Below are 19891 nucleotides of genomic sequence, written 5' to 3' on the forward strand. Positions count from 1 at the left end.
CAGCATTGGCCAGCATCAAGCTGCAGCCCCTAACCTACGGGCCATCGCGGCATATGCCGTATTTCCTGAGATAACCTTGATCATGTCCCCTGCTGCATCTACTCGCCTTGAAAAAGACCTGCTCGGCACCCTCGACGTTCCTGCTGACGCCTATTACGGCATTCAGACTCTGCGCGCCGTGCAGAACTTCCGCCTGTCTGGCGTGACGCTGTCGCACTACCCGAAACTGGTGGTTGCCCTGGCCATGGTCAAGCAGGCCGCCGCCGACGCCAACCGCGAGCTGGGCCACCTGTCTGCCGCCAAGCACACGGCGATCAGCACTGCCTGCGCACGCATCATTCAAGGCGAGTTCCACGACCAGTTCGTGGTCGACATGATCCAGGGCGGGGCTGGTACCTCGACCAATATGAATGCCAACGAAGTCATCGCCAATATTGCCCTCGAAGCCATGGGTTTCGAGAAAGGTGACTACAAGCAGCTGCACCCGAACAACGACGTGAACATGGCGCAGTCGACCAACGACGCCTACCCCACCGCCATCCGCCTGGGCCTGCTGCTCGGCCACGACAGCCTGCTCACTGCTCTGGACAAGCTGATCCAGTCGCTCTCTAAAAAGCAGCTGGAGTTCAGCCACGTACTGAAGATGGGCCGCACCCAGCTGCAGGATGCCGTGCCGATGACCCTCGGTCAGGAGTTCCGCGCCTTCGCCACCACCCTGAGTGAAGACCTGCAGCACCTCAAGCTGCTCGCCCCGACCCTGCTCACCGAAGTGAACCTGGGTGGCACCGCGATTGGCACCGGGATCAACGCCGATCCGCAGTACCAACTGCTGGCGGTCAAACGCCTGGCGATCATCAGCGGCCACCCACTGACCCCGGCAGCCGACCTGATTGAAGCCACCTCGGACATGGGCGCCTTTGTGCTGTTCTCCGGCATGCTCAAGCGCACTGCGGTGAAGCTGTCGAAGATGTGTAACGACCTGCGCCTGCTCTCCAGCGGCCCACGCACCGGCATCAATGAAATCAACCTGCCGCCGCGCCAGCCGGGTAGCTCGATCATGCCGGGCAAGGTCAATCCGGTGATTCCGGAAGCGGTCAACCAGGTGGCCTTCGAAGTAATCGGCAACGACCTGGCCCTGACCATGGCGGCCGAAGGTGGCCAGCTGCAGCTGAACGTGATGGAGCCACTGATCGCCTACAAGATCTTCGACTCGATCCGTCTGCTGACCCGCGCCATGGATATGCTGCGTGAGCTGTGCATCGACGGCATCACCGCCAACGAAACGCGCTGCCGTGAACTGATGGAAAACTCCATCGGCCTGATCACCGCCCTCAACCCCTATATCGGCTACGAAAACGCCACGCGCATTGCCAAGGTGGCGCTGGAAAGTGGTCGCGGCGTACTGGAGTTGGTGCGCGAGGAGAAGCTGCTGGGCGACGCCGAACTGGCCGACATCCTGCGCCCCGAGAACATGATCGCCCCACGCCTCGTCCCTCTGTTGGCTGGCTGATCCCCAGGGCACTACACGCGCCGTCTCCGCAAGGAACGGCGCGTTTTTGTAACCAGCGCCCAGATCATGGGTAACTGGCCTTCCGCCCTCGCCTGCCGGGCGGCACCGCTCAAGGCCGCATAGACGGCCCCACAAAAACGATAATCCGGGTGATAACCATGAGTCAGAGCACCACCTCCTCCCTAGGCTTTTTGCGGCGCATGCCGCTGTGGCAACAAATCCTTATCGGCCTCGGCCTCGGCGTACTGACCGGCGTGCTGTTCAAGGCCGACGCCCTGGTACTGGCGCCCATCGGTACGCTGTTCCTCAACGCGATCAAGATGCTCATCGTGCCACTGGTGTTCGTCTCCCTGGTGGCCGGTATCACGGCCATGAGCGACAGCGCCAAACTCGGCCGCATCAGCGTCAAGACCATCGCCATCTACCTGATCACCACCGCCTTTGCGGTGAGCATCGGCCTGCTGTTCGGCGCCCTGTTCTCCCCAGGCGAAGGCATGCACATGGTCGCCAGCGGCGTACAGGAAACCAAGCAGGCTCCCTCGCTGGTGCAGATCCTGGTCGGCCTGGTACCGACCAATCCGGTGGCGGCGTTTGCCGAGGGCAATATCCTGCAGATCATCGTGTTCGCCATCGCCCTGGGCGTGAGCATGAACCTGATCGGCGAAAAAGCTGCACCGGCAGTCAAGCTGTTCGACAGCCTGGCCGAGGTGTTCTACAAGCTCACCGACCTGGTGATGCGCTGCGCGCCGATCGGCGTCTTTGCGCTGATCGCCGGCGTGGTGGCCTCCCACGGCATCGAAGTGCTGCTGCCGTTGGCGAGTGTGATCGGGGTGATCTACCTGGCCAGCATCACCCATATGCTGCTGGTGTATGGCGGCCTGGTCAGCGTGCTGGCGCGGCTCAGCCCGCTGCGCTTTTTCAAGGGTGTGGCACCGGCATTGGCCGTGGCCTTCAGCACTTCAAGCAGCGCCGGCACCCTGCCGGTATCGATTGAGTGCGCGCGCAAGAACCTCGGTGTGTCGCAGGGCGTGGCCGGCTTCGTGCTACCGGTGGGGGCGACCATCAACATGGACGGCACCGCCATCTACCAAGGCGTACTGGCGCTGTTTATCGCCCAGGCCTTCGGCATTGACCTGAATGCCGGTCAGTACCTGATGATCATCCTCACCGCCACCCTGGCCTCGGTCGGCACCGCCGGCGTGCCCGGCGCCGGGCTGATCATGCTCGGCCTGGTGCTGACTTCGGTCGGCCTGCCGCTGGAAGGCGTGGCGCTGATCGCCGGTATCGACCGCATCCTCGACATGGCGCGCACCACGGTCAACGTCGCCGGCGACCTGATGACCACCACCCTGGTCGGCAGCAGCGAGAAGGAGCTGGATCGCGACATCTACAACAGCGACAACGCGCAGTAATAGCAACCGAGCAAGACCATGCCAGTGACTACAGCAGGCGGCAGCAGGCAACCCCTGCGCTCCCTGGCACCGAACAGCCCGCCTGGTCAGCGCCGTGACGACGTCCCGTGTCGGCACACACCCCCTCGCCACCGCGCTGACCAAGCGGGCTTTCTTATAGCAACACCCGCGGCATCGCCGGCTCGCCTTACAAGGGCGGCCGGCGATACCGCCCCACACAACAAGAAAAAGGGAAAATCCCCATGTTGCAGCGTCTTCAATACCTCTGGAACAAACGCGGCAGCGGCCTCACCGCTCTGCTGCTGAGCCTGCTGTTCAGCCCTCTGAGCCAGGCGGCCCTGCCGCCCGATTACAAGATGGTGCTGCTGACGGAAAACTTCCCGCCGTTCAACATGGCCGAGCACGGCAAGAACTTCGCCCGCGATGCCAATATCCGGGGCATCAGCGCCGACACCGTGCGCGAGATGTTCAAACGCGCCGGCATCGACTACAGCCTGACCCTGCGCTTCCCCTGGGATCGCATCTACCAACAGACCATGACCACCGCCAACCACGGTCTGTTCTCCACCTCCATGAGCGAGGCGCGCAAGCCGCTGTTCAAGTGGGTCGGGCCCATCGCCGAGTACCAGAGCGTGCTGGTCGGCCGTAAAGGCAGCCACCCGCAACTGAGCACCCTGGAACAGGCCAAGGCCTACCGCGTCGGCGCCTATCAGAGTGCCGCGGTCAGCCAGCACCTGGAACGCCTGGGTTTCACCCCGCAGAACGCCCTGCGTGACCAGGAAAATATCCGCAAGCTGCAACGCGGCCAGATCGACCTGTGGGCCACTTCCGACCCAGTGTGGCGCGTCTATGCCAAAGAGCAGGGCGTCGATGACCTGCAAACCGTACTCAGCTTTGAAACCTCGCAGCTGTACCTGGCGTTGAACAAAGACACCCCGGACGAAGTGGTCGAACGCCTGCAGGCCGCCCTGGAACAGATGCGCAGCGAAGGCTACGGCAGCTGCGCGAAAAACCCCGAGCTGTGCTGAAGCCAACCGCGCCTGGCCGCTATAGCAGCCAGGCGCGACGCAACGCGGTCAATGCCTCATCGATCTGCGCTTCGGGCACCGCAGCAAACCCCAGCACCAGCCCGGCGCGCTGATCTTCCGGCGTGCGGCTGTCGGGCAGCCAATAACTGCTTAACCCTGTCATCTCCACACCAACCCGCTCGGCGGCGCTGATCAGCTCGCGCTCGCGGGCCAGGCTGCTTACCCGCACGCACAGGTGCAGCCCCGCTTCCACCACCGGCAGCGGCGCACAGCCTGGCACCGAATCCGGCCAGCCGGCCAACAGCGCATCGCGGCGACTGCGGGCGGCCGTGCGCATGCGGCGGATATGCCGCTGAAAGTGCCCGGCGGCGATAAATTCGGCCATCACCGCCTGGGTGCCGATTTCCGAATGGCGCATATCCAGCGCGCGACGCTGGGCAAAGGCTTCGGCCAACGCCGGTGGCAATACCAGGTAGCCCAGGCGCAGCGCCGGAAAGGCGATCTTGCAGAAGGTGCCGACATAGAGCACGCGGCCCTGGCGATCGAGCGCCGCCAGGGGCGCCAGCGGCGTGCCGCTGTAGCGGTACTCGCCGTCGTAGTCGTCCTCGATAATCAGGCCGTTATGCCGTTCGGCCCATTCCAATAACTGCAGACGCCGCGCCAACGACAGGGTGACGCCGGTCGGGTATTGGTGCGAGGGCGTGACATAGACCAGCCTACAGTCCTCAAGCTGCGTCAGTGCCGGAACATCCAAGCCTTCGCCATCCACTGCCACGCCACACAGCTGCGCCCCGGCAATCGCCAGCGCATGGCCGGCGGCACGGTAGCCGGGGTTTTCCACGGCCACCCGTGCGCCCGGCGTGACCAGCAGTTGCGCGCACAGGCTGATGGCCTGCTGCGCGCCATTGGTGACGACGATCTGCGCCGGATCGCAGTGCAGGCCGCGACTGTTGCGCAGGTAGGCGGCGATCAACTCGCGCAGCTGCCAGTCGCCCGCCGGGTCGCCATAGCCCAGGCGGGCCGGCGATGGCTTGCGCCAGAAACGCGCGGACAACCGCGCCCAGGTCTCGAAGGGAAACAGATCAAAGGCCGGCACACCGACGCGAAAAGCCCGTGGTGCTCCGCTCAATGGCGGGTTCAGATGGTGCGTCTGCAACAGCTGCAGCGCCGCACTCTGCGGAGCATCGCTCGGCTGCGCCTGGGGCGCGGGCACCGGCCGCGTCGCCGCGCTCAACTCGGCCACATAAGTGCCGGCACCGACGCGCCCCTCGATATAGCCCTCGGCATACAGCTGATCAAAGGCGCGGGTCACGGTGTTGCGCGAAATGCCCAGCAGGTTCGCCAGGTCGCGACTGGCCGGCAGGCGCGTGCGGCGCTGCAGACGACCATCGAGGATGCGCTCACGCAGCGCCTGATACAGCTGACGCGCCAGGCCCTGCTGCGGATCGAGCCGGATGCCGGACAGATCGACCGGCAGCGGCGCGGCGAGCGAAATGGTCATACCGATTGGCTCCATAAAAGTCGCAGAAAATGGATCTTACAACAGACCAATCTGCGGCCTAGCATGGCTCCATCAGTTCAGGTCCCGTTTCGGAGAAGCAGCCATGTACACGCCCGCCGCCTTTCGCCAGGACGACCTCGCCACACTGCATCAGCAGATACGCGCCACGCGCCTGCCGACATTGGTCAGCCATGGCGCAAACGGCTTGTTCGCCAGCCATCTACCGTTGTTGCTGGAGACCGATGAAGGCCCCTACGGCACGCTGTACGGCCACTTCGCCCGAGCGAATCCACAGTGGCGCGACCTGGTAGACGGCAGCCCGGCGCTGGTGATCTTTCAAGGTGCGGAGGCCTATATCAGCCCGTCCTGGTATGCCGCCAAGGCCGAGCACGGCAAGGTGGTGCCGACCTGGAACTACATCAGCGTGCAGGCCCATGGCCGCGCTGAAGTATTCGATGACGCCGAGCGCCTGCTGCAGCTGGTCAGCCGCCTCGGCGCACTGCATGAAGCCGAGCGCCCGCAGCCATGGGCAGTCAGCGATGCACCGCGCGAGTACATCGACAGCATGCTGCGCGCCATCGTCGGTTTCGCCCTGCCCATCGAACGCCTGGAGGGCAAATGGAAGCTCGGGCAGAACCGCAGCCAGGCCGACCAGGCCGGCGTACGCGAGGGCCTGCACGCCAGCCATGACCCGCGCGACCGCGAGCTGGCCGCGCACATCAGTACTGATCACTAACCCAAGGAAGACCGTTATGAGCATCGAAATCCGCCCCGTCAGCCCTGCTGATCACGCAGCCTGGTGGCCGCTGTGGCAGGGCTATCTGCACTTCTACCAGAGCGAGCTGCCCAGCGAGGTCAGCGCCATGACCTGGCAGCGCTTTCTCGACCCGAGCGAGCCGACCCATGCCGCCCTCGCCTGGCGCGACGGTCAGCCCGTGGGGCTGGTGCAGTGGATCTTCCACCGCACTAATTGGTCGGTGGAACACAGCTGTTACTTGCAGGATCTGTTTGTCGGCGCCGATCAACGCGGCGGCGGCATCGGCCGCCTGCTGATCGAGCATGTCTATGCTCAGGCCCAGGCGTCCGGCAGCAGCCGCGTGCACTGGCTGACCCAGGAGACCAACTACCCAGGCCGCCAGCTCTACGACCGCATCGCCGAGCGCTCGGGCTTTATCCAATACCGCAAACAGTTCTGAACAGGAGCCGCCGCATGCCCCAGCAACCGCTACACAACTGGCAGCCCGTGCCCACCCCGGCCCATAAACCCCTGGACGGCCAGTATGTACGCCTCGAACCGCTCGACCCGGCACGCCATGGCGACGATCTGTGGCAGGCGTTGCAAGGCCCGGATAGCGACCCGCTGCTTTGGGAGTACCTGCCCTATGGTCCATTCAGCGAACGCACCGCGTTCGATACCTGGCTGAGCGGCCATGCCGCCAGTCGCGATCCACTGTTCTTCAGCGTGATCGACCTGCGCCAGCAGCGCGCGGTCGGCCTGTTGAGCTATCTGCGTATTGCAGCCAAGGATGGCTGTATCGAGATCGGCCATATCGCTTTTGGCCGTGCCATGCAGCGCAGCCCGGCGTCGACCGAGGCGGTGTACCTGCTGGCCAAGCTGGCGCTCGGCACACTTGGCTATCGCCGCCTGGAATGGAAGTGCAACGCCGAAAATGCCCGCTCGATGCGCGCGGCCAAACGTCTGGGTTTCAGCTATGAAGGGCTGTTTCGTCAGCATATGGTGGTCAAAGGGCGTAACCGCGACACCGCCTGGTTTGCCATCCTCGACAGCGAGTGGCCAGGCTGCGAGGCGGCGTTCCGACGCTGGCTGGCGGCGGACAACTTCAGCGCCGACGGCCAGCAGAAACAGCGCCTAGAGGACCTGCGGTCATAGCACCGCGGCCTACTCGATCTCGAACAGGCCGTTCTTCAGCGGGGTTACCGACAGGCGCCGGCGCACATCATCATCAATTCGCGGATCATCCGGGCGGTACAAGCGCACCTGGCGGTAGGCGCTGATGCGGTTGATTTCGGTGCCCAGGTATTCCCAGACCACGCGGGTGCAGGCGGGGCTGCGCCGATCACCGCTGGAAACCCCGGTTTTCAGGCCGTTAAGCCGGGTGATGCGGCTCTTGTAGCTGGGAATCAGGATGGTCTGGCTCATCTCGTTGAGGGTCAGCGATTCATAGTCCATCAGAAACAGCCGGTCCTGCAGCTGGAAAGCGGCGCCCAGGTAACGGCAACGAACCCAGTCTTCGCCCTGCACATCAGCGCTGGCGGAGCGCTCCTGACGCTCCTGGCGCTCGAAGAGAAAGTCACCGTCCTCCTCCCACAGATGCACCAGCGATAACAGCACGGTGCCCGGCACCGACATGCAGTTGGAGTATTCGAAGTAGTAGCCGCAGTAGCGCGACAGGTTGCCGGCATGCGCGCGCAGCGGCTTGAGCAGTTCCATCAGCGCGTCGCTGCGCGCACCTGCATCCTGGCCTGGCGTGCGCGCGCCAATCAGGTCGGCAAATTGCTCGGCCGGCAGGCTCAGCTCGTAAGCTTCGACGCCGAAAAAGTCGCAGATGCGCTTGAGGTTATAGGCCGTTGGTCGGCTCTGTCCGCTCAGGTATTTGTTGAACTGGGCGCGATTGATCGCGAGCTTGCGGCAAACCTCGGCGATCGACCGGTAATGGCCGCACAACAGCTTTAGATTGGGCCCTAGATGGTCGGGCATGGCAGTTTTCCTGGTGATGCGAGCGGCGCGATTCTAGCATCAACTCGCATCAGTTCGCCGCCACCCGCGAAATTGCACCGCGCGCGCGTCTGCTCAACCATTCGGCCCCGCCCATATTTCCTTCACAAAACAACAAGAGAGACCTCACTGCCATGCTCGATATTCTCAACGACCTGATCTGGAGCAAGCTCCTGATCGTGATGCTGATCGGCCTGGGTCTGTACTTCACCCTCGCCTCGCGTTTCGTCCAGTTCCGTTACTTCGGCAGCATGTTCCGCATCTTCGCCGAAGCCTTCCAGCGCCAGCCTGGCCAGCTCAGCTCGTTCCAGGCGCTGATGCTGTCGGTAGCCGGCCGCGTCGGTGCCGGCAACATCGCCGGTGTCTCGGTGGCGATCATGCTCGGTGGCCCGGGCGCGATCTTCTGGATGTGGGTCGTAGCCCTGGTCGGTATGGCCACCAGCTACTTCGAATGTTCCCTGGCGCAGCTGTACAAGCGCCGTGAAGACGACGGCACCTACCGCGGTGGCCCGGCCTTCTACATCCAGCACGGCCTCGGCCAGCGCTGGTTGGGCATTGTGGTGTCGATCCTGCTGCTGGTGACCTTCGGCTTCGGCTTCAACGCCGTGCAGTCCTACACCGTGGCCAGTTCGATGCATGACACCTTCGGCCTGCCGACCTATGTCAGCGGCCTGATCCTCACCGTAGTGATCGGCCTGATCATCTTCGGCGGCATCAAGCGCATCGCCAAGTTCGCCGACGTACTGGTGCCGGTGATGGCCTTCTCCTACATCGCCATGGCGCTGTTCGTGATCGGCAGCAACGTCGACGCTATCCCGGCCACTCTGGCGCTGATTTTCAAGAGCGCTTTCGGTCTGGAGCCTGCCTTTGCCGGCGGTATCGGCGCGGCCATTCTGATGGGTGTTAAACGCGGCCTGTTCTCCAACGAAGCCGGTCTGGGTAGTGCACCGAACGTCGCCGCTGTGGCCGAGGTCAAGCACCCGGCCGCCCAGGGCATCGTGCAGTCGCTCAGCGTATTTATCGACACCATCATCCTGTGCAGTTGCACCGCGCTGATCATCCTGCTGTCGGGCGTGTATCAGCCAGGCACCGAGATGGCCGGCGTCGTACTGACCCAGACTGCCGTCGCCAGCGTGGTCGGTGAGTGGGGCCGGGTGTTCGTCACCGTCGCGCTGCTGCTGTTTGTCTTCACCACCCTGATCTACAACTACTACCTGGGTGAAAACGCCCTGGGCTTCTTCAGCAAGAAGCGTGGCCCAGTGGTGGTCTACCGCCTGCTGGTGGTGGCTCTGGTACTCTGGGGTTCGGTACAGGATCTGGGTACGGTGTTCGCCTTTGCCGACGTGACCATGGGCCTGCTGGCCATCTGCAACCTGGTTGCCCTGGCGTTGCTGTTCAAGGTTGGTCTGCGCCTGATGCGCGACTACGACAGCCAGATCAAGGCGGGTGTAGAGTCGCCAGTGTTCGATGCGAAGAACTTCGCTGATCTGGACCTCGACCCAGCTGCATGGCCTAACGCGGCGCAAAACGCCCCGGCCAACCATGCGGAAATTGGCAACAGCGTGCATCAGCGCTAAGTCCCTGCTAATGCTGCATCAGCTGTAATAAACAGGGGGCTTGGCCCCCTGTTTTCTTATAAGAACAATGAAAGTACGGAGACCCCTGATGGGTTGTAGCAATCTTCTGGTGCTCTACACCGGTGGCACCATCGGTATGCAAATGAGCGCCGCCGGCCTGGCCCCAGCGTCCGGCTTCGATGAACGCCTGCACCGCCAGCAAGCGCTGGAGTCCCAGCCACTGCCGCAATGGATCTTCCGCGAGCTGCTGCCGCCAATCGACAGCGCCAATATGAACCAGAGCAACTGGCTGGCGATGGTCGCGGCGATTCGCGCCGCTATAGAGCAGGACGGCTGCGACGGCGTGCTGCTGCTGCACGGCACCGATACCCTGGCCTACAGCGCTGCCGCCCTGAGCTTTCTGCTGTTGGGTTTGCCCGTACCAGTGATTCTCAGCGGCTCGATGCTGCCGGCGGGTGCCGAGGGCAGCGATGCCTGGGGCAACCTGTTCGGCGCCATGCGCGCGCTGCAGGCCGGCGTCACGCCGGGCGTGCACCTGTATTTCAACGGTGAGCTGCTGCATGGTGCGCGGGTCAGCAAGCTGCGCAGCGATGCCTTCGATGCCTTTCACGTGCTACCGCGCCAGCGCCAGAGCCTACGTGCCGAGGGCATTCCGCCGAGCATCGACTACCGCCAGCCGCGTCAGCCGGTCAATCTGGCCGTGCAGCCGTTCTATCCCGGTATCCAGGCCAGCCACCTGCGCGCCCTGCTCGACAGCGGCGTGCAAGGCCTGCTGCTGGAGTGCTACGGCAGCGGCACGGGCCCGGCTGCCGACACCGAACTGCTCGACGTACTCAAGGCCGCCCATGAACGTGGCGTGGTGCTGGCCGCAATCAGCCAGTGCCCGCACGGCCATGTCGAATTCGGCGTGTATGCCGCCGGCAGCCAACTGGCCAGCGCCGGGCTGATTTCCGCCGGCGGCATGACCCGCGAAGCGGCGCTGGGCAAGCTGTTCGCCTTGCTTGGCGCGGGCCTGAATCAGGCCGAGGTGGAGCGCTGGTTTGCCGTGGATCTGTGTGGTGAACGGGCCGAATAAGTAGCTGCTTGCCGACGTGCAAGCAGCTATAGTCGCGCCCCCGGCGAGCCCGCTCGCCAACCTACAGACCATCAACCATCCGACCTACAAGGACGTTCTGCATGTCGTCGCTTCGCCTCGCCACGTTTCTGCTGCTCGCGCTGACCATCACCGGCTGCTCCACCAAGGCCTGGTTCAAGCTGCCGGAGCACAGCACCATCAGCGTCAACCAACGCACCGAACAGCACCCGCAAGGCCTGGTGAAAACCCGCCCGTTCTTCTGGAACCGCACCGCTGGCGTGCCGTATCGGCTAACCAGTGCCACCGGTGAAACCTTGTCCGAAGGCAAGCTGCGTACACGCTTTCGCGTGGTGTCGATCTTCTGGCCGCCCTACAGCATCATCTACTGGCCCATGGGCTTCGGTCAGCGCTGCTATGACCTGAGCAGCCACCTGCCGGCCGAATGCTCGCGTGAAGACCTGGTCAGCCTGATCAAGGACTACCGCGCCACACACTAATGGACTGAATGGCGGCAAACAGGGTCAAACCATCTACCCTGTTTGCAACACCTGTAACCCAGCTAATGACGCCAAGGAGGTTGCCGCCATGCCCGTGCGCATTCCCGTCGAGATCCGTCCGATCACCAGCACCGACCATGCTGCCTGGCTCCCGCTGTGGCAGGGCTATCAACGCTTCTATATGACCGAGATTGCCGCCGCGACCAGCGACATCACCTGGCAGCGCTTCCTTGACGCGGCCGAGCCGATGCACGCCGCGCTGGCCTGGCATGACGGTCAGGCGATTGGCCTGGTGCACTGGATCTACCACCGCTCGACCTGGACCAGCGGCGACTACTGCTACCTGCAGGATCTGTTTATCGCCAAGGACATCCGCAGCAGCGGTGCCGGCCGTCAGCTGATCGAGCATGTTTACCGCGAAGCCAAGGCCCACGGCTGCTCGCGCACCTACTGGCTGACCCACGAGAGCAACAGCAAGGCCATGCTGCTGTATGAGCGCATCGCCGAGCGCTCGGGATTTATCCAGTACCGCAAGCTGTTCTAAACGCTGACCTTCTGGTCAGAAAATTCGCCCGACGGGCTTGTCGCAGGCAGATTACGGCGCTATCTTCTGCGCCACGCCCGGCCACCTGCGCCGGCCGCGCACCTGGATCAGCAGACAGGGTAAACACTGAGCTGGCTAACCTGAACCCAACTTCAGAGGAGCCAACTCAATGGCTGCTACACGTATCTGGATCAAAAACCCCCTCGCCATCTTTACTGCCAACACCCTTGACGCCGCCGGCGGCCTGGTGATTGAAGACGGTGTAATCGTCGAGCTGCTCAAGGCCGGCCAACAGCCGTCGCAGCCGTGCAACCGCACCTTCGATGCCCGCGAGCATGTGGTGCTGCCGGGCCTGATCAACACCCACCACCACTTCTATCAGACCCTCACCCGCGCCTGGGGCCCTGTGGTCAACCAGCCGTTGTTCCCCTGGCTGAAAACCCTCTACCCGGTGTGGGCACGCCTGACGCCCGAGAAACTCGCCCTGGCCAGTAAAGTGGCCCTGGCCGAACTGCTGCTGTCCGGTTGCAGCACGGCGGCGGATCACCATTACCTGTTCCCCGGCGGCCTGGAAAACGCCATCGACGTGCAGGTCGAAGCCGTGCGCGAACTGGGCATGCGCGCCATGCTCACCCGCGGTTCCATGAGCCTGGGCGAAGCCGATGGCGGCCTGCCGCCGCAGCAGACCGTGCAGGAGGGTGAAGTGATCCTGGCCGACAGCCAACGGCTGATCCATGACTACCACCAGCGCGGCGACGGCGCCCAGGTGCAGATCGCCCTGGCGCCCTGCTCGCCGTTCTCGGTGACCCAGGAAATCATGCGCCAGAGCGCCGAACTGGCCGAGGAGCTGGACGTGCGCCTGCACACCCACCTGGCGGAAACCCTCGACGAAGAGGACTTCTGCCTGCAGCGCTTTGGTCTGCGCACCGTGGATTATCTGGACAGCGTCGGCTGGCTCGGCCCGCGCACCTGGCTGGCCCACGGCATCCACTTCAACCCGGATGAGATCGCCCGCCTGGGTGCAGCCGGCACCGGCATCTGCCATTGCCCAAGCTCGAACATGCGCCTGGCCTCGGGCATCTGCCCGACCCTCGACCTGGAAGCTGCGGGCGCGCCGATCGGCATCGGCGTGGACGGCTCGGCCTCCAACGATGCCTCGAACATGATCCTCGAAGCGCGCCAAGCCCTGTATATCCAGCGCCTGCGCTACGGTGCCGAAAAGATCACCCCGGAACTGGTGTTGGGCTGGGCCAGCAAGGGCTCGGCCAAGCTGCTGGGGCGCAGCGATATTGGCGAACTGGCCGTGGGCAAGCAGGCCGACCTGGCCTTCTTCAAACTGGACGAGCTGCGCTTCTCCGGCAGCCACGACCCGATTTCCGCGCTGCTGCTGTGCGGCGCCGACAAGGCCGACCGGATGATGATCGGCGGCCAGTGGCGGGTGATTGACGGGCAGATCGAAGGCCTCGACGTGGCCAAGCTGATCGCCGATCACCGTCAGGCGGCCAAGGAGCTGATCGCCGGCTGATAGTGGGCCCGGCAGTTGATCGGGCAAATCCCACAGCAGTTGGACAAGGCCACAGGCGGCTGCTTAGTTGATTATTCCGGCCGCCGCTAACAGTGGCGGCCTAGCCCGTCGCCCTGCCTGGAGCCACAGCATGAACAGACTGCCAACCCTGATTGCCCTGTTAACCGCCAGCGGCATGGCCCATGCCGCCAACCTGCCGGCCTTTGAGGTCACGTGCCCAAGCGACCTGAGCGTGCGCGCCGAGGCCGGTGGCCCGGTGTATGTCAACGACAAGCCGCTTGTTCTGCACAAGCTCAGCGAGCAGTTCTTCGAGGCCAAGGGTGAGGGAATAACCCTCTCTATCAGCCTGAAGGCCGACGGCTCGCCGATGGTCTCCTACACCGGTAAACAGGGTGGCAATGGCATCTGTAAAAAGACCGAGGAAGAGGCCCCCGCACCCGACGAATCGGCGGAACCAATGGCCGATTGATCAGTTGCAGGAGCGGCGGGGGCGCCTAGCCTATGCCCACGAAAGGCGATCGCGGGCATAGCCCGCTCCTACGTGCTCGTCAAAACACCGACCAGCCAATCCGCTCGCTAAGCAGTTCCAGCGCCTTGATTCCGGCCAGGGAGTTGCCAGCGGCGTTCAGCTCCGGTGACCACACGCACACGCTGAAACGCCCCGGCACCACGGCGACGATGCCGCCACCGACACCGCTCTTGCCCGGCAGACCGACGCGGTAGGCGAAATTACCGGCTTCGTCATACAGACCGCTGGTAGCCATGATCGCGTTGACCTGCTTGCTCTGCCGCGCGCTGAGGATCTGCTGACCGCTGTGCTTGCAGAAGCCATCGTTGGCCAGAAAGCAGAAGGCCCGCGCCAGGTCGACACAGCTCATGCGCAGCGCGCAGTAGCTGAAGTAGCTGCGTAGCACCGCTTCCACATCGTTGTGGAAATTGCCGAAAGATTGCATCAGATAGGCGGCAGCCGCGTTGCGCGCACGGTGCTGGTACTCCGACTCGGCCACCCGGTTATCCACCAGCACCTCGGGGTTGCCGGCCAATCGACGCACGAAGTCGCGCATCGACAGCACCGGCGCGGCAAAGCGCGACTGGTTGATATCGCAGATCACCAGGGCGCCGGCATTGATAAACGGATTGCGCGGTTTGCCCCGCTCGAACTCCAGCTGCACCAGCGAATTGAACGGCTGGCCGGACGGCTCATGGCCCAGACGCTGCCAGATATCCTCGCCGGAATGCTCGATGGCCTGCACCAGGCTGAACACCTTGGAAATGCTCTGCACGGAGAACGGCGTGTGTGCATCACCGGCGCAATAAAGCTCGCCGTCGTTGCTGTACACCGCAATGCCCAGCTGGTTGGCCGGCACATCGGCCAGCGCCGGGATGTAATCGGCCACCTTGCCCTGGCCGATCAGCGGACGGACTTGATCGAGAATTTCATTCAACAGCGCTTGCATGTTCAGGCTCGCCACAAGGTCCGAGCGCGCCTCGGACGATGGCAGGTAGACGCCCACCCGGCACAGCGGATCACACCGCAATGGCTTCCCGGATGCCTGAATTCTCTGTCTAGGGCTCGTAGGGTGGATGACGCTTTTCTCTTCCACCGTCGCAGTTTGGTGGATGGATAACGCGTCATCCACCCACAAAGCCGCGGCTTACCGCCGCGCGTCCGCTAGAACTTTTCCGCGCGCAGCACTTCCACCTGGGCCAGGTAGCAGACCATGGCGAAATTGGCGTAGTAACGCGCCTGCAGATGGCCAGCAATACGCTCGGCAACATCGCGGGTGCAAATGATTTCCACGCGGATATTGCCTTCGGTGTCCCAGCCGGCGCTGCGCACGCCGCGCCCACCCCGGCCACGGGCATCGGAGATGGTCCAGCCTGGTGCGCCGAGCTGCTCCAGGTCAGCCACCAGCTTCTTCTCCAGCGCCGCTTCGCAGATCACGGTAAGCAGGGTGCGGATATGCGCGTCCATTTCAGAGCCCCCAGGCCATCAGCTGTTCGGCCAGCATCAGGTACAACGGGATGCCGACGATGATATTGAAGGGAAAGGTGATACCCAGCGACGCCGTCAGCGACAGCGACGGGTTGGCCTCAGGCAAGGCCAGACGCAAGGCCGCCGGCACGGCAATGTAGGACGCCGACGCCGCCAGTGTAGCCAGCACGGCGGTGCCGCCCAGGCTCAGGCCCATAAAGCGGCCAAGCAGCGCGCCGATCAACGCACCGCACAACGGCATCAGCAGGGCAAAACCGAGCAGCCGCAGACCAAACTGCCTGAGCGAGCCAAGCTGACCGGAAGCGATCAGGCCCATCTCCAGCAGAAACAGCGCCAGCACCGGCTTGAACATGCTGGTGTAGAACGGCTCCAGCGGTTTGATCGCTTCCTTGCCGGCAATCGCACCGATGATCAGGCCTCCAAGCAGCAGCATGATGCTCTTGCCGAGGAAAATTTCCCGGCCCAGCTCGCCCCAATCGGTATCGCGAGCAATACCCTTGGCCAACAGGATGCCGACCAGAATCGCCGGGATTTCCAGAATGGCGACAAACAGCGGCATATAGCTTTCGAACTCGATGCCTTTGGCCAGCATGTAGGCCACTACCACGGCGAAGGTACCGGCGCTGACCGAGCCATAGTGCGCCGCCACCGCCGCAGCGTTGACCCGATCGAAACCCAGGCCACGCAGCACGGCAAAGGCCAGCAACGGCAACGCCACGCCCAGACCCAGCACCCAGGCCGCCTGGCCGAGCAACTGCCAGCTGGCCTGCTCGGCCAGCTCCACGCCGCCGTGCAGACCAATCGCCAGCAGCAGAATGATCGATAGCGTTTCATACAACGCCGGCGGCAGTTTCAGTTCGCTTTTCAGCAGACCGGCCAACAGACCGAAGACAAAGAACAGCACCACAGGATCCAGACTCACCGCGCATTGCTCCCGTATTGAACTGCTATTGAGACGCCTGCCGCGTCACCACCTGCTCGAATAAAAGGTCATGCCCCCACCACGCGTTGTGCTGATACCCGCAGTTTTGCCCAGTTTCCTGCTGAGAACAGCAGGCCCCTGCGCAGCGGGGCATAACCGAAAAAAAGGAGCCGTAAGGCTCCTAGGGGACTCAGGCAACAAGTACCTATGCACTTGGCCCAAAACCCTTGCCGGCGCAGCGAATGAGCCACGCCGGCGGTGTAAAAAGAAGCCCCAAAAAAGCCATTCAAATGCCTGTTCAAACAGCCGGGGCTTCCGAGGTTAACCTTCGATTTCCACCAGTACATCACCCGGGTTGACCCGGTCGCCCTTGGCCACGTGCACCGCCTTCACGGTGCCGGCAATCGGCGCCTGCACTTCGGTTTCCATCTTCATCGCTTCGCTGATCAGCACTGCCTGACCGGCTTTAACCGTGTCGCCGACCTTGACCAGCACATCGACGATATTGCCCGGCATGCTGGTGCTGACATCGCCCGGCGCACTGGCCTGCTTGCGCTTGCCGCCGGCACCCGCAACAAAATCGTTCAGCGGCTCGAACACCACTTCTTCCGGCATACCGTCGATGGACAGGTAGAAGTGGCGCTTGCCATCGCTCTTCACACCAACGCCGGTGATGTCGACGCGGTAGCTTTCGCCATGCACATCGACGACGAACTCGGTCGGCACGCCTTCGCCACCGGCCGGGGCCACGCCGCCGGCTTCCGGGATCGGCAGCAGCACTTCCGGGGTCAGGGTGCCGGCCGCACGTTCTTCGAGGAACTTGCGCCCAATATCCGGGAACATGGCGTAGGTCAGTACGTCTTCTTCGGATTGCGCCAGGCTGCCGATCTCTTCGCGCAGCTTGGCCATTTCCGGCTTGAGCAGATCGGCCGGGCGCACTTCAATCACGTCTTCGCTGCCAATCGCCTGCTTGCGCAGCTGCTCGTTGACCTTGCCCGGTGCCAGCCCATAACGGCCCTGCAGGTAGAGCTTCACCTCGTTGGTGATGGTCTTGTAGCGCTCGCCAGCGAGCACGTTGAATACCGCCTGGGTGCCGACGATCTGCGAGGTCGGGGTGACCAGCGGCGGGAAACCGAGGTCTTCACGCACCCGTGGAATTTCCGCAAACACTTCGTTGATGCGGCTCAGCGCGCCCTGCTCTTTCAACTGGTTGGCCAGGTTGGACATCATCCCGCCCGGCACCTGGTTGACCTGCACGCGGGTGTCCACGGCAGTGAATTCGCTTTCGAACTGGTGGTACTTCTTGCGCACGGCATGGAAGTACAGGCCGATCTCCTGGATCAGTGCCAGGTCCAGACCGGTGTCAAACTCGCTACCCTTGAGCGCGGCGACCATCGACTCGGTGCCGGGATGGCTGGTGCCCCAGGCGAAGCTGGAGATGGCAGTGTCGATATGGTCGGCACCGGCTTCGATGGCCTTGAGCTGGCACATCGAGCCCATGCCGGCGGTGTCGTGGCTGTGGATAAACACCGGCAGGTCGACGTCCGCCTTCAACGCGCGCACCAGATCGGCGGTGGCGTAGGGCGTCAGCAAACCGGCCATGTCCTTGATCGCGATGGAGTCGATGCCCATTGCCTGCATCGCCTTGGCCTGCTTCACGAACGCTTCGACGGTGTGCACCGGGCTGGTGGTGTAGGCGATGGTGCCCTGGGCGTGCTTGCCTGCAGCCTTCACCGCCTCGATGGAAACGCGCAGGTTACGCACGTCGTTCATCGCATCGAAGATGCGGAACACGTCGACGCCATTGACCGCCGCCTTGGCCACAAAAGCGCGTACCACGTCGTCGCTGTAGTGGCGATAACCAAGCAGGTTCTGCCCACGCAACAGCATCTGCAGGCGGGTGTTGGGCAAACCTGCCTTGAGCTTGCGCAGACGCTCCCACGGGTCTTCCTTGAGGAAGCGCACGCAGGAATCAAAGGTCGCCCCGCCCCAGACTTCCAGCGACCAGTAACCGACCTGATCGAGCTTGGCGCAGATCGGCAACATGTCGTCCAGGCGCATGCGCGTGGCGATGATCGACTGGTGGGCATCACGCAGGATGGTATCGGTGACGGTAATTTTTTTACTCATGATCTGATTCCTTCCCCTACAGGCCGGCGTGGGCAGCAATGGCGGTGGCGATGGCGATGGCCAGGTGCGACGGGTTGCGCTTGATCGAGTACTCGGTCAGCTCCGGGTGCGCCTCGACGAAACTGGTGTTGAACTGACCGCTGCGGAACTCCGGGTTACGCAGGATTTCCTGGTAGTAGGCGGCGGTGGTCTTCACCCCCTGTACGCGCATGTCGTCCAGCGCACGCAGGCCGCGATCCATTGCTTCTTCCCAGGTCAGCGCCCAGACGATCAGCTTCAGGCACATGGAGTCGTAATACGGCGGAATGGTGTAGCCGGTGTAGATCGCCGTGTCGGTGCGCACGCCGGGGCCACCGGGGGCGTAGTAGCGGGTGATCTTGCCGAACGAGGGCAGGAAGTTGTTCTTCGGGTCTTCGGCGTTGATGCGGAACTGCAGGGCATAGCCACGGTGGATAATGTCTTCCTGCTTGATCGACAGCTCCAGGCCCGAAGCAATGCGGATCTGCTCGCGGACGATATCGATGCCGGTGATTTCTTCGGTGATGGTGTGCTCCACCTGCACCCGGGTGTTCATCTCCATGAAGTACACCTCGCCCTCGGCGAGCAGGAACTCCACGGTGCCGGCGTTCTCGTAACCCACCGCCTTGGCGGCGCGCACGGCGAGGTCACCGATATAGGCGCGCTGCTCAGGGGTCAGCTGCGGACTGGGGGCGATTTCAATGAGCTTCTGGTTACGCCGCTGGATCGAGCAGTCGCGCTCGAACAGGTGCACCACATTACCGAAGCTGTCGCCAAGGATCTGTGCCTCGATATGCTTGGGGTTGACGATGCACTTCTCGAGAAACACCTCGGCACGGCCGAAGGCCTTGGTCGCCTCGGAGATCACCCGCGGGAACGCCTGCTCCAGTTCCTCACGGCTGTTGCAGCGACGAATACCACGACCGCCACCACCGGAAGTGGCCTTGAGCATCACCGGGTAACCGATGCGATCACCCTCGCTCAGCGCCTCGGCGATATCGGCCACGTTGCCTTCAGTGCCTGGGGTGACCGGCACGCCAGCCTTGATCATGCTGCGCCGTGCTTCGGTCTTGTCGCCCATGCGGCGGATCACTTCCGCGCTCGGGCCGATAAACTTGATTCCACGTTCGGCGCAGATGTCCGCCAGTTCGGCGTTTTCCGAGAGAAAGCCATAACCGGGATGCAGCGCATCACAGCCGGTTTCCACCGCCAGATTGACCAGTTTGCGCGGGTTCAGATAACCGGCCAGCGGATCGGCACCAATGCCGTGGGCCTCGTCCGCACGCTTGACGTGCAGCGCCTGACGATCGGCATCGGAATACACTGCGACCGAACGAATGCCCATTTCGGCACAGGCCCGCACGATACGCACGGCAATCTCACCGCGGTTGGCTATCAGAATTTTCTTGATCACGAGCC

19 protein-coding genes are annotated in these 19891 nt (G+C 63.3%); 12 read left to right on the top strand and 7 right to left on the bottom strand.

All coding sequences use genetic code 11. The features are described 5' to 3' along the window. Positions 1 to 82 precede the first annotated feature (82 nt). The 3 genes from ACIN8IBEIGE_RS05795 (at position 83) to ACIN8IBEIGE_RS05805 (ending at position 3950) form a co-directional block, all read left to right on the top strand. The gene (locus tag ACIN8IBEIGE_RS05795; RefSeq protein ID WP_160016318.1) at positions 83 to 1510 is read left to right on the top strand and encodes an aspartate ammonia-lyase; all 1428 of its coding nucleotides are present in this window, start codon (positions 83 to 85) and stop codon (positions 1508 to 1510) included. A gap of 158 nt (positions 1511 to 1668) precedes the next feature. Then, complete coding sequence (locus ACIN8IBEIGE_RS05800; RefSeq protein ID WP_160013809.1) at positions 1669 to 2922, top strand: dicarboxylate/amino acid:cation symporter; 1254 nt, start codon at positions 1669 to 1671, stop codon at positions 2920 to 2922. A gap of 242 nt (positions 2923 to 3164) precedes the next feature. Next, positions 3165 to 3950, top strand: coding sequence for an ABC transporter substrate-binding protein (locus ACIN8IBEIGE_RS05805; RefSeq protein ID WP_160013810.1), 786 nt, complete (start codon positions 3165 to 3167; stop codon positions 3948 to 3950). Between the two features lie 19 nt (positions 3951 to 3969). On the opposite strand, the gene ACIN8IBEIGE_RS05810 is transcribed toward ACIN8IBEIGE_RS05805, so the two are convergent. Further along, positions 3970 to 5451: a PLP-dependent aminotransferase family protein gene (locus ACIN8IBEIGE_RS05810; protein WP_178124333.1), complete on the bottom strand. Its 1482-nt coding sequence runs from the start codon at positions 5449 to 5451 to the stop codon at positions 3970 to 3972. Positions 5452 to 5554: 103 nt separating this feature from the next. Here ACIN8IBEIGE_RS05810 and ACIN8IBEIGE_RS05815 point away from each other — a divergent pair, with 103 nt between their 5' ends. From ACIN8IBEIGE_RS05815 to ACIN8IBEIGE_RS05825, 3 genes are read left to right on the top strand one after another with little or no spacing between them, the layout of a single operon-like run. Further along, a complete protein-coding gene (locus ACIN8IBEIGE_RS05815) occupies positions 5555 to 6187 on the top strand; it encodes an FMN-binding negative transcriptional regulator (protein WP_160013811.1) in 633 nt (210 codons plus the stop codon). A gap of 16 nt (positions 6188 to 6203) precedes the next feature. After that, on the top strand, positions 6204 to 6647 hold the full coding sequence (locus ACIN8IBEIGE_RS05820; RefSeq protein ID WP_160013812.1) for a GNAT family N-acetyltransferase: 444 nt from the start codon (positions 6204 to 6206) through the stop codon (positions 6645 to 6647). 14 nt (positions 6648 to 6661) lie between these two features. Further along, the gene (locus ACIN8IBEIGE_RS05825; protein ID WP_160013813.1) at positions 6662 to 7342 is read left to right on the top strand and encodes a GNAT family N-acetyltransferase; all 681 of its coding nucleotides are present in this window, start codon (positions 6662 to 6664) and stop codon (positions 7340 to 7342) included. A 9-nt stretch (positions 7343 to 7351) separates the two neighbouring features. On the opposite strand, the gene ACIN8IBEIGE_RS05830 is transcribed toward ACIN8IBEIGE_RS05825, so the two are convergent. Further along, positions 7352 to 8170, bottom strand: coding sequence for a helix-turn-helix transcriptional regulator (locus ACIN8IBEIGE_RS05830; RefSeq protein WP_160013814.1), 819 nt, complete (start codon positions 8168 to 8170; stop codon positions 7352 to 7354). 152 nt (positions 8171 to 8322) lie between these two features. Here ACIN8IBEIGE_RS05830 and ACIN8IBEIGE_RS05835 point away from each other — a divergent pair, with 152 nt between their 5' ends. The 6 genes from ACIN8IBEIGE_RS05835 (at position 8323) to ACIN8IBEIGE_RS05860 (ending at position 13875) form a co-directional block, all read left to right on the top strand. Next, positions 8323 to 9765 carry a sodium:alanine symporter family protein gene (locus ACIN8IBEIGE_RS05835; protein ID WP_090377789.1) on the top strand — a complete coding sequence of 481 codons (1443 nt, stop codon included), beginning with the start codon at positions 8323 to 8325 and terminating at the stop codon, positions 9763 to 9765. Between the two features lie 88 nt (positions 9766 to 9853). Beyond that, a complete protein-coding gene (locus ACIN8IBEIGE_RS05840) occupies positions 9854 to 10840 on the top strand; it encodes an asparaginase (RefSeq protein ID WP_160013815.1) in 987 nt (328 codons plus the stop codon). Positions 10841 to 10941: 101 nt separating this feature from the next. After that, a complete protein-coding gene (locus ACIN8IBEIGE_RS05845; protein WP_160013816.1) occupies positions 10942 to 11337 on the top strand; it encodes a hypothetical protein in 396 nt (131 codons plus the stop codon). Positions 11338 to 11425: 88 nt separating this feature from the next. Next, positions 11426 to 11881 carry a GNAT family N-acetyltransferase gene (locus tag ACIN8IBEIGE_RS05850; RefSeq protein WP_178124334.1) on the top strand — a complete coding sequence of 152 codons (456 nt, stop codon included), beginning with the start codon at positions 11426 to 11428 and terminating at the stop codon, positions 11879 to 11881. A 169-nt stretch (positions 11882 to 12050) separates the two neighbouring features. Beyond that, positions 12051 to 13406, top strand: coding sequence for an 8-oxoguanine deaminase (locus ACIN8IBEIGE_RS05855; protein WP_160013817.1), 1356 nt, complete (start codon positions 12051 to 12053; stop codon positions 13404 to 13406). Between the two features lie 130 nt (positions 13407 to 13536). Continuing rightward, the gene (locus tag ACIN8IBEIGE_RS05860) at positions 13537 to 13875 is read left to right on the top strand and encodes a hypothetical protein (protein WP_160013818.1); all 339 of its coding nucleotides are present in this window, start codon (positions 13537 to 13539) and stop codon (positions 13873 to 13875) included. Between the two features lie 79 nt (positions 13876 to 13954). Here ACIN8IBEIGE_RS05860 and glsB read toward each other — a convergent pair whose 3' ends face one another. From glsB to ACIN8IBEIGE_RS05885, 5 genes are all read right to left on the bottom strand, one after another. Continuing rightward, positions 13955 to 14863: a glutaminase B gene (glsB, locus tag ACIN8IBEIGE_RS05865; RefSeq protein WP_160013819.1), complete on the bottom strand. Its 909-nt coding sequence runs from the start codon at positions 14861 to 14863 to the stop codon at positions 13955 to 13957. 215 nt (positions 14864 to 15078) lie between these two features. Further along, positions 15079 to 15381 (bottom strand): DUF3240 family protein, encoded by a 303-nt coding sequence (locus ACIN8IBEIGE_RS05870; protein WP_090377816.1) that lies wholly within the window; start codon positions 15379 to 15381, stop codon positions 15079 to 15081. A 1-nt stretch (position 15382) separates the two neighbouring features. Continuing rightward, positions 15383 to 16324: a sodium-dependent bicarbonate transport family permease gene (locus ACIN8IBEIGE_RS05875; protein WP_160013820.1), complete on the bottom strand. Its 942-nt coding sequence runs from the start codon at positions 16322 to 16324 to the stop codon at positions 15383 to 15385. A 321-nt stretch (positions 16325 to 16645) separates the two neighbouring features. Then, positions 16646 to 18454: a sodium-extruding oxaloacetate decarboxylase subunit alpha gene (oadA, locus tag ACIN8IBEIGE_RS05880; RefSeq protein WP_160013821.1), complete on the bottom strand. Its 1809-nt coding sequence runs from the start codon at positions 18452 to 18454 to the stop codon at positions 16646 to 16648. A 16-nt stretch (positions 18455 to 18470) separates the two neighbouring features. Continuing rightward, positions 18471 to 19886, bottom strand: coding sequence for an acetyl-CoA carboxylase biotin carboxylase subunit (locus tag ACIN8IBEIGE_RS05885; RefSeq protein ID WP_160013822.1), 1416 nt, complete (start codon positions 19884 to 19886; stop codon positions 18471 to 18473). Between the last annotated feature and the right edge of the window lie 5 nt (positions 19887 to 19891).

This window comes from Pseudomonas sp. 8BK (assembly GCF_902506475.1).
Classification (GTDB): Bacteria; Pseudomonadota; Gammaproteobacteria; order Pseudomonadales; family Pseudomonadaceae; genus Aquipseudomonas; species Aquipseudomonas anguilliseptica.